Origin of the sequence: Pseudomonas frederiksbergensis, from assembly GCF_001952935.1 — a bacterium.
Taxonomy (GTDB): Bacteria; Pseudomonadota; Gammaproteobacteria; order Pseudomonadales; family Pseudomonadaceae; genus Aquipseudomonas; species Aquipseudomonas frederiksbergensis.
The window spans coordinates 3,245,758-3,267,436 of the sequence record NZ_CP018319.1 but is presented as its reverse complement, the minus strand read 5'-3'; the positions used below and the strand labels follow the sequence as shown (position 1 = coordinate 3,267,436).

General features: G+C 61.2%; 18 protein-coding genes. 9 read left to right on the top strand and 9 right to left on the bottom strand.

From position 1 onward, the window contains the following. Positions 1-150: 150 nt before the first annotated feature. Entirely contained in the window at positions 151-1,521 is a 1,371-nt protein-coding gene (locus PFAS1_RS15110; RefSeq protein WP_076029647.1) for an aspartate aminotransferase family protein, read from the bottom strand. Positions 1,522-1,552: 31 nt separating this feature from the next. Next, on the bottom strand, positions 1,553-3,046 hold the full coding sequence (locus tag PFAS1_RS15105; RefSeq protein WP_076031536.1) for an aldehyde dehydrogenase: 1,494 nt from the start codon (positions 3,044-3,046) through the stop codon (positions 1,553-1,555). Positions 3,047-3,272: 226 nt separating this feature from the next. Here PFAS1_RS15105 and PFAS1_RS15100 point away from each other — a divergent pair, with 226 nt between their 5' ends. Beyond that, positions 3,273-4,193: a LysR substrate-binding domain-containing protein gene (locus PFAS1_RS15100; protein ID WP_076031535.1), complete on the top strand. Its 921-nt coding sequence runs from the start codon at positions 3,273-3,275 to the stop codon at positions 4,191-4,193. A gap of 148 nt (positions 4,194-4,341) precedes the next feature. On the opposite strand, the gene hrpB is transcribed toward PFAS1_RS15100, so the two are convergent. Beyond that, the gene (gene hrpB, locus PFAS1_RS15095) at positions 4,342-6,861 is read right to left on the bottom strand and encodes an ATP-dependent helicase HrpB (protein WP_076029646.1); all 2,520 of its coding nucleotides are present in this window, start codon (positions 6,859-6,861) and stop codon (positions 4,342-4,344) included. 109 nt (positions 6,862-6,970) lie between these two features. Here hrpB and PFAS1_RS15090 point away from each other — a divergent pair, with 109 nt between their 5' ends. Together PFAS1_RS15090 and PFAS1_RS15085 are read left to right on the top strand one after the other, a co-directional pair. Next, positions 6,971-7,390, top strand: a complete 420-nt coding sequence (locus PFAS1_RS15090; protein WP_076029645.1) for a polyribonucleotide nucleotidyltransferase — start codon at positions 6,971-6,973, stop codon at positions 7,388-7,390. Positions 7,391-7,419: 29 nt separating this feature from the next. Continuing rightward, positions 7,420-8,325: a cation diffusion facilitator family transporter gene (locus tag PFAS1_RS15085; protein ID WP_076029644.1), complete on the top strand. Its 906-nt coding sequence runs from the start codon at positions 7,420-7,422 to the stop codon at positions 8,323-8,325. Here PFAS1_RS15085 and PFAS1_RS15080 read toward each other — a convergent pair. After that, positions 8,310-9,314 carry a DUF6515 family protein gene (locus PFAS1_RS15080; protein ID WP_076029643.1) on the bottom strand — a complete coding sequence of 335 codons (1,005 nt, stop codon included), beginning with the start codon at positions 9,312-9,314 and terminating at the stop codon, positions 8,310-8,312. The genes PFAS1_RS15085 and PFAS1_RS15080 overlap by 16 nt on opposite strands. A gap of 436 nt (positions 9,315-9,750) precedes the next feature. Between PFAS1_RS15080 and PFAS1_RS15075 the strand changes: the two genes are divergently transcribed. Together PFAS1_RS15075 and PFAS1_RS15070 are read left to right on the top strand one after the other, a co-directional pair. Beyond that, positions 9,751-10,230: an Lrp/AsnC family transcriptional regulator gene (locus PFAS1_RS15075; RefSeq protein WP_007937367.1), complete on the top strand. Its 480-nt coding sequence runs from the start codon at positions 9,751-9,753 to the stop codon at positions 10,228-10,230. Positions 10,231-10,467: 237 nt separating this feature from the next. Continuing rightward, entirely contained in the window at positions 10,468-10,677 is a 210-nt protein-coding gene (locus tag PFAS1_RS15070; RefSeq protein ID WP_007937369.1) for a DUF2788 domain-containing protein, read from the top strand. Here PFAS1_RS15070 and PFAS1_RS15065 read toward each other — a convergent pair. The 4 genes from PFAS1_RS15065 to PFAS1_RS15050 form a co-directional block, all read right to left on the bottom strand. Further along, positions 10,672-11,313: a pseudouridine synthase gene (locus PFAS1_RS15065; RefSeq protein ID WP_033054187.1), complete on the bottom strand. Its 642-nt coding sequence runs from the start codon at positions 11,311-11,313 to the stop codon at positions 10,672-10,674. The two genes, PFAS1_RS15070 and PFAS1_RS15065, sit on opposite strands and share 6 nt — an antisense overlap. Before the next feature lie 70 nt (positions 11,314-11,383). Beyond that, positions 11,384-12,883: an AMP nucleosidase gene (amn, locus tag PFAS1_RS15060; RefSeq protein WP_173860464.1), complete on the bottom strand. Its 1,500-nt coding sequence runs from the start codon at positions 12,881-12,883 to the stop codon at positions 11,384-11,386. Positions 12,884-13,070: 187 nt separating this feature from the next. Next, complete coding sequence (locus PFAS1_RS15055) at positions 13,071-14,720, bottom strand: acyl-CoA dehydrogenase family protein (RefSeq protein ID WP_076029642.1); 1,650 nt, start codon at positions 14,718-14,720, stop codon at positions 13,071-13,073. Between the two features lie 74 nt (positions 14,721-14,794). Beyond that, entirely contained in the window at positions 14,795-17,179 is a 2,385-nt protein-coding gene (locus tag PFAS1_RS15050) for a hybrid sensor histidine kinase/response regulator (RefSeq protein ID WP_076029641.1), read from the bottom strand. Between the two features lie 429 nt (positions 17,180-17,608). Here PFAS1_RS15050 and PFAS1_RS15045 point away from each other — a divergent pair, with 429 nt between their 5' ends. The 4 genes from PFAS1_RS15045 to PFAS1_RS15030 all read left to right on the top strand — a co-directional run bounded on the left by PFAS1_RS15045 (position 17,609) and on the right by PFAS1_RS15030 (position 21,139). Continuing rightward, a complete protein-coding gene (locus PFAS1_RS15045) occupies positions 17,609-18,406 on the top strand; it encodes a hydroxymethylpyrimidine/phosphomethylpyrimidine kinase (protein WP_076029640.1) in 798 nt (265 codons plus the stop codon). A 32-nt stretch (positions 18,407-18,438) separates the two neighbouring features. Beyond that, positions 18,439-19,062, top strand: coding sequence for a thiamine phosphate synthase (thiE, locus tag PFAS1_RS15040; RefSeq protein ID WP_076029639.1), 624 nt, complete (start codon positions 18,439-18,441; stop codon positions 19,060-19,062). A gap of 15 nt (positions 19,063-19,077) precedes the next feature. Beyond that, the gene (gene hemL / locus PFAS1_RS15035) at positions 19,078-20,361 is read left to right on the top strand and encodes a glutamate-1-semialdehyde 2,1-aminomutase (RefSeq protein WP_076029638.1); all 1,284 of its coding nucleotides are present in this window, start codon (positions 19,078-19,080) and stop codon (positions 20,359-20,361) included. Between the two features lie 223 nt (positions 20,362-20,584). Next, positions 20,585-21,139 (top strand): tetratricopeptide repeat protein, encoded by a 555-nt coding sequence (locus PFAS1_RS15030; RefSeq protein WP_074871163.1) that lies wholly within the window; start codon positions 20,585-20,587, stop codon positions 21,137-21,139. A gap of 124 nt (positions 21,140-21,263) precedes the next feature. Here the strand turns inward: PFAS1_RS15030 and PFAS1_RS15025 are convergent, their stop codons facing one another. After that, positions 21,264-21,593, bottom strand: coding sequence for a DUF1820 family protein (locus PFAS1_RS15025; protein WP_007894425.1), 330 nt, complete (start codon positions 21,591-21,593; stop codon positions 21,264-21,266). Positions 21,594-21,679 lie beyond the last annotated feature (86 nt).

Below are 21,679 nucleotides of genomic sequence, written 5' to 3'. Positions count from 1 at the left end.
GCCAAGAGAATCAGGGGGTTTATTGTAGGAATGATCGTTCCCACGCTCCGCGTGGGAATGCAGCCCGGGACGCTCCGCGTCCCTGTCGACGTGACGCAGAGCGTCACCGGAGGCATTCCCACGCGGGAGCGTGGGAACGATCAGTGGAGATCAGAGCCGACCGTATTCCTGCGCCGTACGATCAACCGCTTTCAGGGTTTTGCCGACCAGTTCATCCACCTCTTCCCGACTGGCAATCAACGCCGGCGCCATGATCATCCGCCCCAACGTCGAGCGAATAATCACCCCCTCTTCAAAGCCAATCGTGCGGCAACGCCAGGCAATGTCGCCTTCATTGGCAAAGCGCTTGCGACTGGTCTTGTCCTCAGCCAATTGCAGCGCCGCGACCATGCCGACACCCTGAATATCGCCCACCAACGGGTGATTGCCGAACACCTCGCGCAAGCACTGTTGCAGGTACGGCCCGATGTCATCCTTGACCCGCGCCACCACCCCTTCATCGCGCAATGCCGTGAGGTTGGCGATGGCCACCGCCGCCGCCACCGGGTGCCCGGAGTAGGTCAAGCCGTGGGCAAACACCCCGCCCTGCTCCACCAGTACCTGAGCCATTTTCTTCGACAGAATCAGACCGCCCATGGGGATGTAACCCGAGGTCAAACCCTTGGCGATCGACAGCGTGTCCGGCTCGAAACCGAAGTGCTCGTGGGCGAACCATTCGCCGGTGCGGCCGAAGCCGCCGATCACCTCGTCAGCGCACAACAGCACGTCGTACTTGCGGCAGATGCGCTGAATTTCCGGCCAGTAACTCTCGGGTGGAAAGATCATCCCGCCAGCGCCCTGGAACGGTTCGGCGATAAACCCGGCAACCTTGTCCGCGCCGAGTTCGAGAATCTTCGCTTCCAGTTGCTGCGCCGCCCGCAGGCCAAATTCGGCCGGGATCAGGTTGCCCTCGTGGGCGAAAAAGTACGGCTCATCGATGTGTTCGATGTCGGGGATCATGCCGCCCATTTCATGCATGAATTTCATGCCGCCGAGCGCTGTCGCTGCCAGGGTCGAGCCGTGGTAACCGTTCCAGCGACCGATCATGATTTTCTTCTCGGGCTTGCCGAGGATCGTCCAGTAACGACGCACGGTGCGGATCAGCACCTCGTTGGCCTCGGAGCCGGAGTTGGTGTAGATCGCGTGGCTGTAGTGCCCCGGCAACAGGCTGAACAGCAGCTCCGAAAGCTCGATCACCTGCGGGTGGGTGGTGTGGAAAAACATGTTGTAGTACGGCAACTGCTCCAGCTGCCGGGTCGCGGCGGCGGCCAGGTCCTTGCGCCCGTAACCGAGGTTGGTGCACCACAATCCGGACATGCCGTCGAGGTAACGCCGACCATCGTTGTCCCACAGGTGCAGGCGCTCGCCACGGACCATCACTCGGGGCCCTTCATCGTTGAGCGCTTTTTGATCGACGAATGCGTGGATGTGGTGCGCAGCATCGGCGGCCTGGTAGTCGCGGGTTTCACGTGGTGTGGTCATCGCCAGTTCTCCGTTTTGTTATGAGCGGCTGTTATGTGCGCAGCTGAAACCAGGTGGTCTTCAACTGGGTGTATTTATCGAATGAATGCAGCGACAGGTCGCGGCCGAAACCGGATTGTTTGCCGCCCCCGAAAGGCACGGTCACGTCCAGCGCATCGACGCTGTTGACCGACACCGTGCCGGCTCGCAATTGTCGCGCCACGCGGTGGGCGCGATTGAGGTCGTCGGTCCACAGCGACGCCGCCAAGCCGTAGACGCTGTCGTTGGCCAGTTGCAAGGCGTGGGCCTCATCATCGAACGCCGTGACCGCTAGCACCGGGCCGAACACTTCATCGCGAAACAGCGGCATGTCCGGGCTCACGCCAGTGAAAATCGTCGGCTGAATGAAGTTGTCGGTGCCGTTGAAAACCGATTGTCGACCGCCGCACACCTTGGTCGCGCCTCGGCTCTCGGCGTTTTGGATGAACTTCATGATGCGTGCGGTTTGACGGCTGTCGACGATGGCTCCGGCGCGACTCGACGGGTCCAATGGATCACCCGGTTGCCAGCGCTCGGCCTGCACTTTGAGGCGCTCGACGAACTCGTCATGGATCGACCGCTCCACCAGCAACCGCGAGTTGGCCGAGCACACTTCACCCTGATTGAAGAAGATCCCGAACGCGGCTTTCTCGGCAGCGAGGTCGAGGTCCTGACAATCGACGAACACCAGATTGGCGCTCTTGCCGCCGCACTCCAGCCACACCTGTTTCAGGTTCGATTGCGCGGAGTACTGCATGAAATATTTGCCGACTTCGGTGGAGCCAGTGAACACCAGACAATCGACATCCGGGTGCAAACCGAGGGCTTTGCCGGTCTGTTCGCCGAGCCCCGGCAGCACGTTCAGTACCCCGGCTGGCAGGCCGGCTTCCAGCGCCAGCTCGGCCAGACGCAGGGCGGAAAACGGTGATTGCTCGGCGGGTTTGAGGATCACCGAATTACCCGCCGCCAACGCCGGTGCGAGTTTCCACGCGGCCATGTCCAGCGGGAAATTCCACGGCACCACCGCAGCGACCACGCCCAGTGCTTCGCGGGTGATGGTCGCCAGCACGTTCTGCGCGCTCGGGGCGATCTGGTCGTAGAGTTTGTCGAGGCTTTCGGCGTACCAGCGAAACACCCCGGCGGCGCCCGGCACGTCGATGTTGTAGGCGTCCATCACCGGTTTGCCCATGTTCAGCGAATCGAGCAGCGCCAGTTCTTCGCGGTGGGTCATGATCAGATCGGCCAGGCGCAACAGCACTTGCTTGCGCTCACTCGGCGAACGCGCCGCCCAGGTGCCGGCCTCGAACACTTGCCGCGCATTGCGCACCGCAGCGTCTACGTCTTCTTCGCCGCACGCGGCCACGTTGGCCAGGCACTGGCCGGTGGCGGGGTTGATCGCGGTGAAGGTCTGCCCCGACTGCGCCGCACGGGGTTTGCCGTCGATCACGGCCTGATCGGGAAACCGCAGCGCAGCGGCTTTGTTTTGCCAGTCTGTAAGCTCGAACACGTTCAGATGCTCCATGGGCTTTTCTTGTGAATTGGATGGTGGCCCAGGCCTGTGTCGAGGAAAAATAGTAAAAATGTCTTCGCAGACCATGAAAAAACTGGGCAGCCGATCTCCCCGGTGGCGCGGTATGTGGTTATTGTTCAGGCACAACAACACCGTCGTCAGAACGGATGCAGTCGGCGCGAAAATTGCCTGGATGTCGACATCATCCACCCCGAGGTTTGCCGTGGCTGCCTACAACCTGCGTCAATTGAAGTACTTCATCACCACCGTCGAATGCGGCAGCGTCGCCGAGGCCTCGCGCAAGCTGTACATCGCCCAACCGGCGATTTCCACGGCGATCAAAGGCCTGGAAGACAGCTTCGGCGTGCAACTGCTGATCCGTCATCACGCCCAGGGCGTGTCCTTGACCCCCAGCGGTGCACGCTTCTACCGCAAGGCCCAGGAACTGCTGCGCATGGCCAAGGAGTTCGAACAGAACGCCCTCGCCGACAACGACGTGGTGGCCGGGCAAATCGATATCGGTTGCTTCGAAACGGTCGCGCCGCTGTACCTGCCGCAGTTGATTGCCGGGTTCTCGGCGCTGTATCCGGGGGTGAAAATCCGCATCCGCGACGGCGAGCAGCAAGAGCTGGTGCAAGGCTTGACCTCGGGCACCTTCGACCTGGCGATCCTGTATGAACACGACCTCGACGCCACCATCCAGACCGAACCCCTGATGCCGGCGCAACGGCCTTATGCGTTGCTGCCGGCGGATCATCGCTTTGCACAGCTCAAGCAAGTATCACTGCGCGATTTGTGCCTGGAGCCGATGATTTTGCTGGACGTGCAACCGAGCCGGACCTACTTCGTCAGCCTGTTCGAAGAGTTGGGGCTGACGCCGAACATTGCCTTCAGCTCACCGTCGATCGAGATGGTCCGGGGCATGGTCGGGCAAGGCTTCGGCTTCTCGATCCTGGTCACCCGGCCGCATTCGGAATGCACCTATGACGGCCAGAAAGTGGTGTGCGTGGACATCGTCGAAGACGTCACCGGCTCAGGGCTGGTGGCGGCGTGGTTGAAGCGCGGGCAGTTGACCAAACCGGCGCAGTTGTTTGCTGATTATTGCCGGGAGCAGTTGACGGCCAAGGCCGGGACCAGAGCTTAGCGCTTATGATCGTTCCCACGCTCTGCGTGGGAATGCCTCAAGGGACGCTCCGCGTTCCAGCAGCACCGCTGGCGTCGGGCCTGGCACCGAAGTGACGCGGAGCGTCACGGGATGCATTCCCACGCGGAGCGTGGGAACGATCAGCGATTCAGCTTTTACGGGGTTTGATCCGCGCGGTCGCTTCGGCCACCAGTGGATCATCCGGCCAATAGTGCTTCGGATACCGACCTTTCAAATCCTTCTTCACTTCGGCATACGTGCTACGCCAAAAGTTCGCCAGATCCTGGGTCACCTGCACCGGTCGCCTTGCCGGGGACAGTAGATGCAGTTTGACCACCTGCCGGCCACCGGCAATCCGCGGGGTCTCGGCCAGGCCGAACAGCTCCTGCAACCGCACCGCCAGAATCGGCGGCTGTTCGCTGTAATCCAGACGAATCGATGAACCCGAAGGCACGCTCAAATGGTGCGGCGCCAGCTCATCGAGCCGTTGCGGCAGCGGCCACGGCAGCAAGTTATGAACAATGCTCGACAGGTCCAGATTGGCGAAATGACTGAGCCGCGAGACTTTACCCAGATACGGCATCAGCCACTGTTCGAGGCTTTTGAGCAATGCAGCGTCGCTGACATCCGGCCATTCACTCTGCTCCTTACTGCCGAGGTCCAGCTGTCGCAGCAACGCCACGCGCGCTTGCCACTGACGCAGCTCTGGGGTCCACGGCAACAGCTCCAGGCCTTTGCGTCGCACCAGATTGACCAACGCCTGACTGCGGGCAGTTTCATCGAGCCCGGTCAACGGTTCGCGGCTGAGGATCAATTCACCGACCTTGCGCTGACGCTCGGCGCGCAACACGCCTTCGCGCTCATCCCAATCCAGTTGATCGACCACGCGCACTTGCTCGGCCAGCACCGAATCGAACAGCGCCGGATCGAAATCCGCCGCCAGATAAATCCGTTCTTCACGCTGGCCTTGACGACTGCCGAGATCGGCGATCACCAGCCACGGTTGCTTCATCAAACTGTCCGCTTCGGCGAACAACGCCGCACGGCCATTGGCCAAACGATACTCCGCGCCACCGGCACGACGCTGCTGGGCAACGCGGTCGGGATAGGCCAACGCCAACAGCGCGCCCAGCCAACGCGGATGATCCGGATCGCTGACCGGTTCCGACGCTTTACCCCGCAAGTAACCGCGATACTGCCGCGCCAGTTGCCGGGCACGCTGCACGCCACCCTGCGCGCCGCGTGCGGCCCGTTCTTCGCCAGACAACAGCACCAATCGGCTGTGCAGATCCGCCCCGGCGCCACGCAAGATATCCCGCTCGCCGAGCAAGGCCGCGACATCGCAGGCCATGTCGGCCAGGCCGAGCGCCTGACCGCGCAACAGCAAATGCGCGATGCGCGGATGCGCCGGCAGTTCGGCCATGGCCTGACCGTGACGGGTCAGCGCTTCGCCGTCCAATGCGCCCAGGCGCTCAAGCAAGTCCTGAGCCTGCGCGTAAGCGGCCGCTGGCGGTACGTCGAGCCACACCAATTGCCCCGGTGTCACGCCCCAGCGGCCGAGTTGCAACGCTAATCCGGCAAGGTCCGCCGAGAGGATTTCCGCGCTGGCGTAGGCCGCCAGTTGCTCGTGCTGATCCTGCGACCACAAGCGATAACACACGCCCGGTTCCAACCGCCCGGCCCGACCCGCGCGCTGAGTGGCGCTGGCTTTGGAAATACGCTGAGTGTCGAGGCGGGCCATGCCGCTGCCCGGATCGAAACGCGGCACCCGCGCCAGCCCGGCATCGATTACCACGCGCACGCCGTTGATGGTCAGGCTGGTCTCGGCGATGTTGGTCGCCAGCACCACTTTGCGTTTGCCGGCGGGGGCCGGATCGATCGCGGCGCGTTGCGCGGCCAGATCCAGTTCACCGTGCAACGGGCAGAGCAGAACTTGCGTGCTCTCGCCCAGCGCATCGGCGAGTTGCTGATGCACCCGACGGATTTCCGCCTGCCCCGGCAGGAATACCAGCACGCTGCCGGTCTCATCATTCAAGGCTTCGAGAATGGTCTGCACCAGTCGCGGCTCGATGAACTCACCGGGCTGGAACGGCCGCCCCCAGCGCATCGCCACCGGGTACATGCGCCCTTCACTGCGCAGGATCGGCGCGTCATCGAGCAACCCGGCCAGGCGCTCGCCTTCCAGGGTTGCCGACATCAACAGGATTTTCAGCGGCTGATCGTCGCGAAACAGCTCGCGGCCATTCAGGCTCAGGGCCAGCGCCAGATCGGCGTCGAGGCTACGCTCGTGGAATTCGTCGAAGATCACCAGGCCAACACCTTCGAGCGCCGGGTCGTCCTGCAAACGGCGGGTCAGAATGCCTTCGGTGACTACTTCGATACGGGTGTTGGGGCCGACTTTGCTGTCGAGACGAATGCGATAGCCGACGGTTTCGCCAACCTTTTCGCCCAGTTCACTGGCCAAGCGTTCCGCTGCTGCCCGCGCAGCCAAACGCCGCGGTTCGAGCATCAGAATGGTCTGCCCGGCCAACCAGGGCTCGTTGAGCAAGGCCAGTGGCACGCGGGTGGTTTTACCGGCGCCGGGCGGTGCTTCGAGCACGGCTTCGTGGCGTGTAGCCAAGGCTTCACGCAGGGCGGGTAAAACTTCATCAATCGGCAAAGAAATCATGCTGGCTCCAAAACAGAGCGGCGAGTATAACGGCGAACTGCTCGGCGTTAATCACGGTCCTAATTCATACAGGCGTCCTTTCGTTTTGAAATTACCCAGGAGATTTCATATGCGTGTTCCCTTTCGCTTGATTGGCGGTGTATTGGTCGCGACGTTGCTGACCCAGGTGACCGCTTGCGGATCGATTTTCTACCCTGACCGTCGTGGCCAGATTGACGGCAAGATCGACCCGGCCATCGCCGCGCTGGATGCCGTGGGCCTGCTGTTCTACATCATCCCCGGCCTGATCGCGTTCGCCGTGGACTTCGCCACTGGCGCGATTTACTACGCGCCCGGCGAGACCGCACATGTGGCCCCGGAAAAACTCAAGGAAGCCATCGGCGTCGACGGCAAGGTCGATAATCACAAGTTGCAGACTATTCTTGAAACCGAACTGGGCCGCAGCTTCCCGCTGGATGACCCACGCCTGATCCAGCACAAGGGCAGCGCTCAGCAACTGGCCATGTTCGGCCTGCAACCTGCCGCGTAACCCGTGCACTTAAAGGAATAGCCGCACTTATGATCTCCAGCTCCGAACACGCCCGCCTGCTGCGGCTGGCGACCCGTGCCTCGGTGGCGGTGGCGTGCACGTTGATCGTCGCCAAAGCCATCGCCTGGTGGTTGAGCGGTTCGGTGAGCATGCTCGCCGGGTTGACCGACTCGACCCTCGACGGCGTGACCTCGCTGCTCAACTTGCTCGCGGTGCATTACGCCTTGCGCCCGGCTGACGATGATCACCGGTATGGACACGGTAAGGCCGAGTCGCTGGCGGGCATGGCGCAGGCGTTGTTCATTGGCGGCAGTGCGGTGCTGATCGCCTTGCAGGCGATCGATCGACTGAAACACCCGGAACCGGTGGGGGCGCCGTGGATCAGTATCGGGGTGATTGTGTTTTCCCTGGCGCTGACCATGGCCCTGTTGGTGTTGCAACATCGGGTCGTCAAGGCGACCGGCTCCAACGCCGTGCGCGCCGACTCCCTGCATTACCGCTCGGACTTGCTGCTCAACGGCAGCATTCTGGTGGCGCTGGTGCTCGCCGGGTATGGCTGGCATCAGGTCGATCCTTGGTTCGGTTTGGGGATCGCCGCCTACATTCTCTGGAGCGCGATTCATATCGCCCGGGAAAGTTTTATGGTGCTGATGGATGAAGAGCTGCCGTCGGACGTCAGCCAGCACATGCTCGAACTGGCCTGCGGCGTACCGGGGGTATTGGGCGCGCACGACCTGCGTACGCGGGTTTCCGGCAATCAGTGGTTCGTGCAGTTGCACCTGGAGTTGCCGGGGGATTTGACCCTGTCAGTCGCTCACGGCATCAGCGATCAAGCCGCCGATGCAATTCACGCGGCTTATCCGCGAGCCGAAGTGCTGGTGCACGCCGACCCGCAGGAAGTGGTGCTGGCAGGCACGACTCAGAAAGAAACCTGATAACCGCGACTGCTCAGGCAGTTGCCTTGGGCCTGACGGTAGGCTTGCACCACCGACGGGGCTGGCTGGTAGGTGGCCGTTCGCGGATCGAAACCACTCTGCTGCACCGCGTATTGATAGCACTCGTAACCGTCCTGGTTGACCTGCTCTGGCGACTGACCGTTGGCCGGATACGCCACCACGTCATAACCATTGCTGACCGGTTGCGGCTGCGGTTGTACGGGCGGCTCGACCACGACGTAATCCTGAGTGCTTTGCTGATAGGCGTAATAAGAGCCGGCCGCGAGGAACAACAGCGCCCCGCCGATCCACACTTCGCGCGCGTAATCGGGCAAGTAGCTGACGCGAATCCCGCGTGGCGGTTGCACCACCACATAGCGTGGGCCTTGTGGGCGATACCAGTAGCCGCCGGAGTAGAAGTAATCCTGGCCACGGTACGGCACACGGTAATCACGATCGGGGAAGCGATCGATCACATGACCGGGACGGTACTGCGGGCCAGGTCCCCAGCCATTGCCATGCCCATCCGGGCGACCGGCCCAGCGATAGTCATCGGGACGCGGACCGTTGTTTTGCCAATGCGGGTTGTTATCGTTGCGCCGCGGCACGTCCTGGTAGTAACCACGCTGCGGCTGCTGGGTCTGGCGCACGGTATCGGGCCGGCCCTGGATCGGCAGGTCATTGGCCGGTTGCTGCGGCGGCCGATCCGGACTGTTGTAGTCATGCGGCGCCCGGTTCTGCCGTTGACCGTCGTTCTGATTCTGGCCGTTGTGCTCGAACTGACGGCTGTTGTCGCCACGAATGATGTCGTTATTCTGCGCACGCGGCGGGTTATTACCGCCGTGGCCCTGATTGTTGCCCTGATGGCCATCCGAGCCGCGTTGCCCGCCGTCGGGGCCACGGTCTTGCGGCTCATCGGCCAGCGATTGCGCAGTGACACTTACACACAGCAAACCAACACCGGCCAAACGCCAGATGCGCGACTTCATGCTTTTCCTCACTGCGGGTTAGGGCCTGAACGTAAGACTGGGAAAGCACAGGCCGGTTCTGCAACAGGTTATCAGTCGCGCAACTTATTTATTGAGGGCAGATCGGCAAATTCCGGGCAAAAGAAAAGGGAGACCCGTCGGCCTCCCTTTGAGAACTTCGTCCGTGCTCGACGCTTTTGACGTCGGCTCACCTCACGCCGTCTTCTGGACAGTGTGTAGCTCGGGGGTCGGCTCATCCCCGGTGGGGGTGGCGACCGCAGCTGGCCTGATTGGGCGAGCCGCACTGGACTGTTTGTCCGAGCAGTGATTCTGGTGATAAGAATAGGCTCGCGGCGCCGGCAGAGGATTGCGAATATTGCTCAAATAAACATCACTTGCGCAATTTTTAACCCTGGATAGATAATCCGCCGCAATAGTTATGACAAAGGCCTGATTGATGAGCAAACTCGACCGATACGACCTGAGCATTTTGGCGGAATTGCAGCGTGACGCGCGCATCTCCAACCAGGAGCTGGCTGAACGCATCGGCCTGTCCCCCTCGCCATGCTCGCGGCGGGTCAAGCAGCTGGAAGATGACGGCTACATCTCCCGCCAGGTGGCCCTGCTGGACCGCAAGATGCTCGGCCTGAGCCTGACGGCTTACGTGTTGATCGGCATGGACCGACATACGCCAGAGCGTTTCGAGAACTTCGAAGCGGCGATTCGTACATTACCGCAAGTGCTGGAATGCAGTCTGGTGACCGGGATGGATGCCGACTATCAGCTCAAGGTCGTCGTGCCGGACATGGATCACTATCAGAAACTGCTGCTGGGGCACCTCACCCGGATTGAAGGGGTGACAAGTGTACGGTCGAGTTTTGTGTTGAACCAGGTGCTCAATAGCACCGAGTTGCCGCTGACTCATCTGCGCAGCTGATGATGGCTTTGACTGATCGTTCCCACGCTCCGCGTGGGAATGCATCCTGTGACGCTCTGCGTCACGATCTAAAGCGGACGCGGAGCGTCCATGGCGGCATTCCCACGCAGAGCGTGGGAACGATCACTGCCCAAGGCGACGAATGACTGCGACACACCGACGCAGGTCAATACTCCGCCAATTCGTCGTGGCGTATACTCCAGCGCCTTTTAGCCCCGCCCGCGCTGGAGATGTTCGATGGATCCTGCAGTATTCGAAGAGTGGATGATGACCGGACTGGTCAGCATCCTGATCATTTTCATGGGTTTCATCGTCTGGGATCTGGCGAAGAAGTCCAAGGCCGGACGCTTCGGCTCGTTCATTCTGTTCTTCGTACTTGGCCTGGGCGTGGCCGCGTTCGTGATCAAAAGCGTGGTCATCGGCCTGATCGAATCCGGCACGTTATAAGCGCGCTGGCACTTCCTTCCACTGGCCCTGATCGAGCCCTTCGATCGACCAGTCGCCGATTCTGACCCGCACCAGACGCAACGTCGGCAAGCCGACCGCCGCGGTCATGCGCCGTACCTGACGGTTGCGCCCTTCACGAATCACCAGCTCCAGCCAACTGGTCGGCACGCTTTTGCGAAAGCGCACAGGCGGGTTGCGTGGCCACAGTTCAGGTTCTTCAAGCTGCCGCGCTTCAGCCGGTAGCGTCATGCCATCGTTGAGCTCCACGCCATCGCGCAAACGCTGCAATTGCTCGGCACTCGGCTCACCTTCCACTTGCACCCAATAGGTCTTGGCCAGTTTGTGTTTCGGGTCGGCAATCCGCGCCTGAAGCTGGCCATCGTTGGTCAGCAGCAGCAAACCTTCACTGTCGCGGTCCAGCCGTCCTGCCGGGTAAATCCCGGGAATCTCGATGTAGTCCTTGAGCGTCGCCCGCCCTTCGCCGTCGCTGAATTGCGTCAGCACATCGAAAGGCTTGTTGAACAAAATCAGCTTCGGCTCGGCTGGTGGCGCTTTGGCGACACGGCGCGGGGCTGAGGACGATGGCGCAGGCTTCACGCCAGGGCGGCGGGAAACGGGACGTTGAGGACGGGACATGGGGAAGGAACATCTAACGGTCAGGGCTGCTAATGCTAGTGCCCTGACCGCTAAATGACCATGAGAACAATCAGCGGAACGGCGGCTCGTCGAAGCTGCGCAGTTTGCGCGAGTGCAGCGAGTTGAGTTCGGTGCGCAACAAATCCACCGCCTCGATGCCGATCTTCAAATGCTGGCTGACCGCACGCTCATAGAAGGCGTTGGCCGAACCCGGCAGTTTGATTTCACTGTGCAACGGTTTGTCCGACACACAGAGCAACGTGCCGTACGGCACCCGCAGGCGATAACCTTGCGCAGCGATGGTGCCGCTTTCCATGTCCACCGCCACGGCGCGGGACAGGTTGATCAACGGACGTTCCTGAGCCCAGCGCAATTCCCAGTTACGGTCGTCGTAGGTCAGTACGGTGCCGGTGCGCAGGCGTTTTTTCAGTTCGTCGCCCTTCTCGCCGGTGATATTGGCCGCCGCTTGCTGCAACGCCATTTGCACTTCGGCCAGGGCCGGAATCGGAATATTCGGCGGCACGACCCGGTCGAGAATCCCGTCGCGACGCATGTAAGCGTGGGCCAGCACGTAATCGCCAATCGTCTGCGACTGACGCAAGCCGCCACAGTGGCCGATCATCAGCCAGCAATGCGGACGCAGCACCGCCAGGTGGTCGGTGATGTTCTTGGCGTTGGACGGGCCGACGCCGATGTTCACCAGGGTCACACCGTGGCCGTCGCTGGCGATCAGGTGATAGGCCGGCATCTGATAGCGGTGCCAGACCACACCGGCGGCAATCGCCGAGGCTTCGCCGTGGTCCATGCTCTTTTCGATGATCACATTGCCCGGCAAGACCATGCGCACGAAACGCGGATCGTTGCGCAGTTGCTCCAGGCCATGAACGATGAACTGGTCAACGTAGCGGTGGTAGTTGGTCAGCAGAATCCACGGCTGCACATGGCGCCAGTCGCTGCCGGTGTAATGCACCAGCCGACGCAGGGAGAAATCCACCCGCGCAGCGTCGAACAAGGCCAACGGCAGCGGGTCGGTGTTTTCCCAATCGTACAGACCGTCGGCGATGCCATCGGTCGCGGCAGACAGGTCGGTACTCGGGAACACCCGCGCCAGCACGGCGGCGGTAACGCCGGAACCGGCCAGTTCATCGCCCTGCTCGACCACGTACGGATAAGGAATGTTTTGCTGGCTGATGCCGACTTCCACCGTCACGGTGAAGTCGTGCATCAGCGGCACCAGCTGTTCCAGCAGGTATTTACGGAACGCGGCGGGATGAGTGACGGTGACGCTGTAGGTCCCCGGCAGTTGAACCTTGGCGTAGGCGCGAGTGGTCTGTGGGACTTCGCCCTGGCAATGGTAGGTCAGACGCAGTTCGGGATAACGAAACATCGCACGCTGTTCGGCGTCCGGTTCGACTCGATCATGGAGGTAACGCTTGAGCGCCTGGTTCAGCGCGGTGGTTGCACGATGGTGCAAGAGCGCAAGCCGGTCCACGGCTTGCTCGGCGGTTTGAACGACAATAAAAGCTTCGGTCACGATCAGCATCCTGTGTTCTGACTTGCAGGCCTTCATCTTGCCTGCATCGTCGCTTCACGGGAACAGCGGTTGTTACACAAATGCCAAGTCCAACGTAGTTCCAATGTGGGAGCGGGCTTGCTCGCGAAGGCGGACTGTCAGCCAACATAGCTGTTGAATGTTGAACCGCTTTCGCGAGCAAGCCCGCTCCCACATTGGTTCAGTGTCGTTCACGCGAGCGTGGTCAAAATCCCTGAGGTGTCGAGCGGGCGACAATCGCCTCCACTTCCAGCCCGCGCGGCAATGCCCCATACACCCGACCGGCGGAACCGAGGCGGCTGGCGATGAAGGCATCACTGACCGCCGCATTGCCCGCCTCCAGCAAGAGCTTGGCCTGAAGGCCCAAGGCGATGTCTTCGGTGAGCTGCCGCGCACGATATTGAATGTCGCCGGTGTCCTTGAACGCTGCCTGCAATTGAGTGATGTGTGCGGCCAGGCGCTTGTCGCCATGGCCATCGCCCAATTCGCCAAACAATACGTCGAGCACGCCCGGTTCCTTGGACAACGCTCGCAATACGTCGAGGCATTGCACGTTGCCGGAACCTTCCCATGTCGAATTGACCGGTGCTTCACGGTACAACCGCGGCAGGATGCTGTCTTCGACATAACCGGCGCCGCCCATGCATTCGGCAGCTTCGTTGATCATTCCGGGCGCACGTTTGCAGATCCAGTACTTGCCCACCGCCGTGACCAGCCGAGCGAATTTGGCTTCGTGCTCGTCATCCAGATGATCCAGCGCCCGGCCCATGCGCAGGCTCAAGGCCAGAGCAGCTTCGCTTTCCAGGGCCAGGTCAGCCAGTACGTTTTGCATCAAGGGTTGTTCGCTAAGCAATTTGCCGCCGACCTTGCGGTGAGCGCAGTGATGGCTGGCCTGGGTCAGGGCCTGGCGCATCAGCGAACTGGAACCGACCATGCAATCGAAGCGGGTCATGGCGACCATTTCGATGATGGTCGGAACACCCCGGCCCTCCTCGCCGACCATCCACGCCAGCGCACCACGGAACTCCACTTCGCTGGATGCGTTGGAGCAATTGCCGAGCTTGTTCTTCAAGCGCTGTATGTAGAACTGATTGCGCGTGTCGTCCGGGCGATGGCGCGGCAGCAGAAAACAGGTCAGCCCCTTGTCAGTCTGAGCCAGGGTGAGAAAGGCATCGCACATCGGGGCCGAACAGAACCACTTGTGGCCCACCAGTTCATACGCCTGGCCCGGACCACTGACCCCGACCGGAAAAGCCTTGGTGGTATTGGCCCGCACGTCGGTGCCGCCCTGTTTCTCGGTCATCGCCATGCCGATGGTGACCCCGGCCTTGTGGGCCATGCCGACGTTGCGCGGGTCGTATTCGGTGGAGAGGATTTTCGGCAGCCATTGCTCCGCAAGGTCCGCTTGCAGGCGCATTGCCGGGACGCTGGCGAAAGTCATGGTCAGCGGGCAACCACTGCCGGCCTCGGCCTGGCTGTGCAGGTAGGTCATGGCAGCGCGGGCGACGTGGGCACCGGGCTGTGGATGCGCCCAGGGCAACGAAGTCAAACCGTGCTCGACCGCCGTGCGCATCAGTTCGTGATACGCCGGGTGAAATTCAACCAGGTCGATGCGATGGCCGTAACGGTCATGACTGCTGAAAACCGGCTTGTTTTGATTGGCCAGGAACCCTGCTTCCATCAGCGGCCCACCGGCCAGGGCGCCGTAAGCGTCGATCCGCGACTCGGCCCACCCGGCCCCGAAACGCCGCGACCACTCCTGCAACGGCAGGTCGATGCGATAGAGGTTGGCGCCGTCCAGCGACGGTGGCTGGTTGGTGACTTCGTGGGTTTCGGCGAACTGATGCAGGTTCATGACGGGGCTCCTTTGGTCAGCCAAGGAACTTCAGTTAAGCACCGCCCCCCGGCCGAACAAAGTGTCATATCTGCCTAACTGTCGGCGCTTTCGCCCTGCCTTGGACACAGCACCCGGCGATAGAGCGCTGCCTGCAAGTCCTCGAACTTCACCGGTTTATTCAGATAGTCGATCAAGGCACCGGTCGGGCAATGTTCCCGATCAATGCTCAAGGCAATCACGAACACCGGCAGTTCGGCGCAGCCCGGCAACGCGCGAATCTGGCAACAGAGGGAGGTGCCGTCCAGCGGTGGAAGCTGGCAATCGAGCAATACCGCATCGAAGGTTTCGCGCTGCAAGTGATCGAGCGCGGCAGCCCCGTTGTCGGTGCTGCGCACCCGGAACCCAAGCTTGAGCAACATGCCGCGCATCACCAACTGGTTGATGCTGTTGTCATCGACCAGCAGGACGGTGCAGTCCTGAGGCAGTCGCAGGCGCGGAAATTCCCGGTTCATCAGGGGCGCTGGCGGCCGCTCCACCACGGGCAGTTCGAACTCGACGTCGAGCTGGAAGCGGCTGCCACGACCAGGTTCGGAGCGGTGGGTGAGTTTTCCACCGAGCAGTTCGACCAATTGCCGACAGATCGCCAGGCCGACGCCCAGGCCGCCGTATTCACGGGTCATCGAGCCATCGAGCTGGAAGAACCGCTGATACAGTGTCGCCTCTCCCAGATCGGTGAAGCCGATGCCGGTGTCGATCACTGCAAAGGACAGCGCGAATCGGTCGGGCGCCGCGGGTTTACCCGTCACCCGCAGCGCCAGTCCGCCGATCCGCGTGAACTTGATCGCGTTATCCAGCAGGCATTCCAGGCATTGCGCCAATTTGGCGCTGTCGCCGTGCAAGCGATCCGGCAGCCCCGGCGAGACCTCGACTTTGAAGTCCAGCGACTTGCTCGACGCGTTGCCCTCGAATTGCAGGCGCAAAGCCTCGATCACGCCGCGCAAACTGAAAACGGCCGGATAGGTCTTGAGCTTGCCGGCCTGCAACTCCGTCAGGGTGAGGATGCCGTTGACCATGCGCATCATGTCTCGCGCGGAACCGGCGGCCGTTTGCTGGTATTGCTCCAGCTCCGGGTCCATCTCGACGGTCTGCATCAGCTCAAGCGAGCCGATTACACCGTTCATGGGCGTGCGTAGTTCGTGGGTCAGGGTGGCGAGGAATTCGTCCTTGAGCTTGTTGCTGTGAGCCAATTGCTGGTTGAGCACTTCAAGCGTTTGACCGGCATCGAACAGGGTCTGTGCCTGTTGCTCGCGCATGGCGTTGATGCGATCGGCCAGCGCCAGGGACAGCAGCGCCACTTCAATCGCCGAGCCGATCTGGCTGGAGTACATGGTCAGGAACACGTTCGGCAGGTAACCCAGCACCATCAGGGTGTTGACGACGCCTCCGAGTAAAAACGCCGACCAGGCAATAATGAAATAACGCGCCACTCGCAGGCCACGCAGCCAGGCGAAAATCCCTGCGGCAAAAATCACCACGGTGAAGATCAGTGCCAGCGTCGTCGCCAGGCGCAGGGCCATGGCGTAACTGGTCATCAACGACAACCCGACCACGACTGCGCTAAACGCAATCAACGCCAGCAGGATGCGGTCGAGCCAACGACTGTGGGTCGCCGTCTGCAAGAAACTGCGCGCGAACTGGCTGCCGAACAGCCCTGCACAACCGATGAAAAAAGGCGTCGCCGCGTTGGCCCACCAGGGATTGTTCGGCCAGAAATACTCCACGGCCGCGCCGTTGACCGACAGCTGATACAAGCCGAACGAGGCGATATAGAAGATGTAATAGAGGTAGCTGGTATCGCGCACGCTGAGATAGATGAACAGGTTGTACACCAGCATTCCCAGCAACACGCCGTAGATCAGCCCCAGTACATACAGTCGGACCGGCTGCTCTTCCAGGTAGGCAGTGCTCGACCATAGGGTGACCGGCGCCTGGATCGACCCTTCACTTTGCAGGCGCAGGTACAGGGTTTGCTCTTGATCAGGGGTGAAGTTCAGATCGAACAAATAGTTGTTCTGACGGATCTCGCGACTGTCGAACGGCAAGGCATCACCGGTCTGACGTGCCAATTGATAGCCACCGGCCGCATCGGGCAAATAGAGATCAATGTGATCAAGGGGCGGATAGGCCAGCTCCAGCAACCAGGTGCGTTGCACCGCGGGGTTGTTCGGGCGGTAATGCAGGTCGATTTTCAGCCAGAACACTGAACGCGAGTAACCGGCGTTGAGGGTGGCTTTGTCATGGGGTTTGAAGTTTCCGGCCGCGGCTTGTGCGCGGACATCGGCGATGCTCGCCTGACCGCCCGCGTCTTCGAACACTTGCAGGGTTCGGCCCAGGGGAAGGCTTTGAGTGAACTCGTCGAATTCGACTGCACTCGCCATAAGGGGCAAGCACAACAGCATCATCAGCAAATAGCGCATTTAAGCCCCAGCGTGGCCTGTCCGGTTATCCAAGGAAGCCCCTCATTCCTTTTGAGTAGACGTAAAACCGGCATTACCTGTTATTGGTTTGGATCCACTCTAGCATAGCCGTTGGTGGCCATTGAACACCATTGTAATTTTTCCTACAAAGGCTCTAGCACGGGCGTTCCAGCCACACACATTGAGCTAGAGCTATTTCACCGGTCAGTTTGTGACAATGCCGAACTTCTGTGGCGAGGGGCTTGTCGGAATGCCGCATCACCCCGTTCGGCTGCGCAGCAGTCGTAAACCTGATGACGCGGTGTTCCTTATCGAATGCAAAGGGGGCGCTCCGCACCCAACGGGGGCAAGCCCCCTCGCCACAATGTATCGGCAAACCTGGCGGCCACTCCACCCGAAAAAAGATGTTTGGTGGTAAGCTCGCGCACCATGAATATCTACAGCTCTCGCCCCGTTGTCCTCTGTCTCTCCGGCCACGACCCAAGTGGTGGCGCCGGCTTGCAGGCAGATATCGAAGCCCTGCTCGCTCAGGGTTGTCATGCGGCCCCGGCCGTCACCGCCCTGACCGTGCAAGACACGGTCAACGTCACTGACTTCCGCGTCCTCGACCGTGAGTGGGTGTTGGCCCAGGCCAATGCCGTGCTCAACGATTCCGAAGTCGCGGCGGTGAAACTGGGCATGCTCGGCTCCCTGAAAATGGTCGACACCGTGGTCGAACTGCTCTCGGCGCACCCGCATTTGCCGGTGGTCTGCGACCCGGTGCTGCGCGCCGGCGGCGGCGGACGACTGGGCAAGGACGAAGTCGGCTACGCCATGCGCGAACGCCTGCTGCCTCTGTCGATCATCGCCACCCCAAACCTTCCCGAAGCCCGCATCCTCGCCGAACTGCCCGAAGGCACCGCGGACGAGTGCGCGGAAAAACTCCTGCCATTCGTCAAACACCTGCTGATCACTGGCGGCCATGGCGATGAACACGAAATCCACAATCGCCTGTATAGCCGCGACGGTCACCGCGAAACCTTCACTTGCCAGCGCTTGCCCGGCAGTTATCACGGTTCCGGTTGCACGCTGGCCAGTGCCTTGGCCGGTCGTCTGGCCCTCGGTGAAAATCTCGCCAGTGCCGTGCAGACCGCGCTTAACTACACGTGGCGCACCCTGCGTGATGCGGAGCAGTTGGGCAAAGGCCAGTTCGTGCCGCGCCGCCTGCCGCTGGATTTCTGTTCGTAACTGTCCCTGCGTAAAGCAAAAAGGATTGTCCGATGAAGCTACGTGGCCTGTACGCCATTACCGACAGCCAACTGCTGGCCGGTAAATTTCTTTCGTACGTGGAGGCGGCGCTGGAAGGCGGCGTCACCCTGCTGCAATACCGCGACAAGAGCAACGACGAGGCCCGCCGTCTGCGCGAGGCCCAAGCCCTGCGCGATCTGTGTGAACGCTACAAGACCCAGCTGATTATCAATGACGATGCCGAACTCGCTGCGCGCCTGAACGTCGGCGTGCACCTGGGCCAGACCGACGGCCCGCTGACCCCGGCCCGCGCATTGCTCGGTCGCCAGGCGATCATCGGTTCGACCTGCCACGCGCAACTCGAACTCGCCGAACAAGCGGCCAAGGAAGGCGCCAGTTACGTCGCCTTCGGTCGCTTCTTCAACTCCAATACCAAACCCGGCGCCCCCACTTGCAGCCTCGAACTGCTCGACCAGGCCCGCAGCAAACTGCACCTGCCGATCTGCGCGATTGGCGGCATCACCCTGGAAAACGCCGCGCCACTGGTGGCCCACGGGGTCGATCTGCTGGCGGTAGTCAACGGCCTGTTTGGCGCCGAGAGCACGGCGGAAGTGACACGCCGCGCCCGCGCCTTTAACGAATTACTGAAAATCTGATTTGAGAGCCCGATCATGTCTCGTTCCGAAACCCTGTTTGCCAATGCCCAGAAACACATTCCCGGTGGCGTGAACTCGCCTGTTCGTGCGTTTAAAAGCGTTGGCGGCACGCCGTTGTTCTTCAAACACGCGGAAGGCGCCTACGTCACCGACGAAGACAACAAGCGTTATGTGGATTACGTGGGCTCCTGGGGGCCGATGATTCTCGGCCACAGCCACCCGGATGTGCTGGACGCCGTGCGCAAACAGCTTGAGCACGGATTGTCCTACGGCGCACCGACCGAGATGGAAACCCAGATGGCGGACCTGGTCTGCTCGATCGTGCCATCGATGGAAATGGTGCGCATGGTCAGCTCCGGCACCGAAGCCACCATGAGCGCGATTCGTCTGGCCCGTGGTTTCACCGGCCGCGACAGCATCATCAAATTCGAAGGCTGCTACCACGGTCACTCCGACAGCCTGCTGGTCAAGGCCGGCTCTGGCGCCCTGACCCAAGGCGTGCCGAGTTCGGCCGGTGTGCCGGCGGCTTTCGCCAAACACACCCTGACCCTGCCGTTCAACGACATCGACGCGGTAGAAACCATGCTCACCGAAGTCGGCCAGGAAGTGGCCTGCATCATCGTCGAGCCCGTGGCCGGCAACATGAACTGCGTACCGCCGGCACCAGGTTTCCTCGAGGGCCTGCGCACCCTGTGCGACAAGCATGGCGTGGTGCTGATTTTCGACGAAGTGATGACCGGTTTCCGTGTCGCCCTTGGTGGTGCACAAGCCCACTACGGCGTGACGCCAGACCTGACCACCTTCGGCAAAATCATCGGTGGCGGCATGCCGGTTGGCTGCTTCGGCGGCAAGCGCGAAATCATGTCGCACATCGCACCCTTGGGCCCGGTCTATCAGGCGGGTACCTTGTCGGGTAACCCGTTGGCCATGGCTGCCGGCCTGACGACCTTGCGCCTGATCAGCCGCCCGGGCTTCCACGCAGAGTTGACTGACTACACCAGTCGCCTGCTCGATGGCCTGCAACAGCGCGCGGATGCCGCGGGCATACCGTTCGTGACCACACAGGCCGGCGGCATGTTCGGTCTGTACTTCAGCGGCGCCGACGACATCGTGACCTTCGATGACGTGATGGACAGCGACGCCGCCCTGTTCGGACGCTTCTTCCACTTGATGCTTGAAGGCGGCGTGTACCTGGCGCCGAGCGCCTTCGAAGCCGGCTTCACCTCGATTGCCCACGGCGAAACCGAGCTGAAACTGACGCTGGATGCTGCCGAACGCGCATTTGCTGCATTGAAATAACGCTGTGCCGCTGACGCTGGCAGTTGCCAGCGTCAGCTTTCACCTGCACTCCCGTCCTTATTCCTGCGCTTCTGCTCAAATACTCGGCAAAGTGGCCGATATATTCCCCGCGCAGCAGAAAAACGAGTAAAGACTTTGTAAGGTTGGCCCTGCTTATTTCATAATGCGCGCTTATTGGATCCCTCGACGGGTCCGCGCGCCCCTCAGAGGTAAGTCGATTCCCATGAACCGCACCGGCCGCGCCCTTGCACTGGGCTGCCTGTTGCTCCTTCAGCCCCTGCTCGCGCTCGCACAAGCAGGCGGCAACTCGTTGTTAATCCCAGCGATGGGTCGTTGCACCCTCAATACTCAGCCGCAAGACCTGGCACAGGCGCTCGCCGCCTGCCAGAAAGCGTCGGATGAAGGGGATGCGCAGGCGCAATACGAGTTGGGCGAGTTCTACTACGACGGCACAAATACGCCGCGCGACCTCAAAAAAGCCCTGGGCTACTTCGAAAAAGCCTCGTTGCAAGGCCATGCTCAGGCGCAATTCAAACTCGGCTCCATGTTCTTCCACGGCGAAGGCGTACCGGCCAACAACGTCCAGGCGTATATCGTGCTGAAAATGGCGGCGGTCAATGGCGCCGAAGAAGCGTTGGACACTGCCGACGAAGTCGCCGAGAAAATGCCCCGCGAAGAACTGGAAGTCGCTACCCAGGTGCTGGGGCAAATCTTCCGCAAGTATCTGATGGAATTGCAAAGCGCCGATGGGCGTACGCCGTTCTCGCCACTTCCTTAAAATTCTGCTTCGATCTTTCCGGCCCCTTCGCGAGCAAGCCCGCTCCCACATTTGATCTGCGTCATACACAAATCAAATGTGGGAGCGGGCTTGCTCGCGAATGGGGGCGACTCGGTCTTGAGGCTTACTTCTCAGGCATCGGCATCGGAAACGGCATGACATTGCCGACCGCGCCGCGGGCTTCGCTGATTTTCGGTGTACCGAGGCGCTCGACCTCGTCGATCCGCACGATCGAATGCATCGGCACAAAGCTGCGCACAACGCCTTCGAACTGAGCCTTGAGCTTCTCTTCGCTCGGATCGACGACCACTTGCGTGCGCTCGCCAAAGACGAACTCTTCAACTTCCAGGAAGCCCCACAGATCACTTTGATAGATCTGTTTGGCATACATTTCGTACACCTGGCCCTGGTTGAGGAAAATCACCTTGTAGATTGGAGCTTCACGTTTGGTCATGGTGGGCGAGCAACACATCGGGGGATAAAAATGAGGGCGCGAACTATAGCATAGCCGCCGGACGCGCAACGGTAGGAACCTTGGAA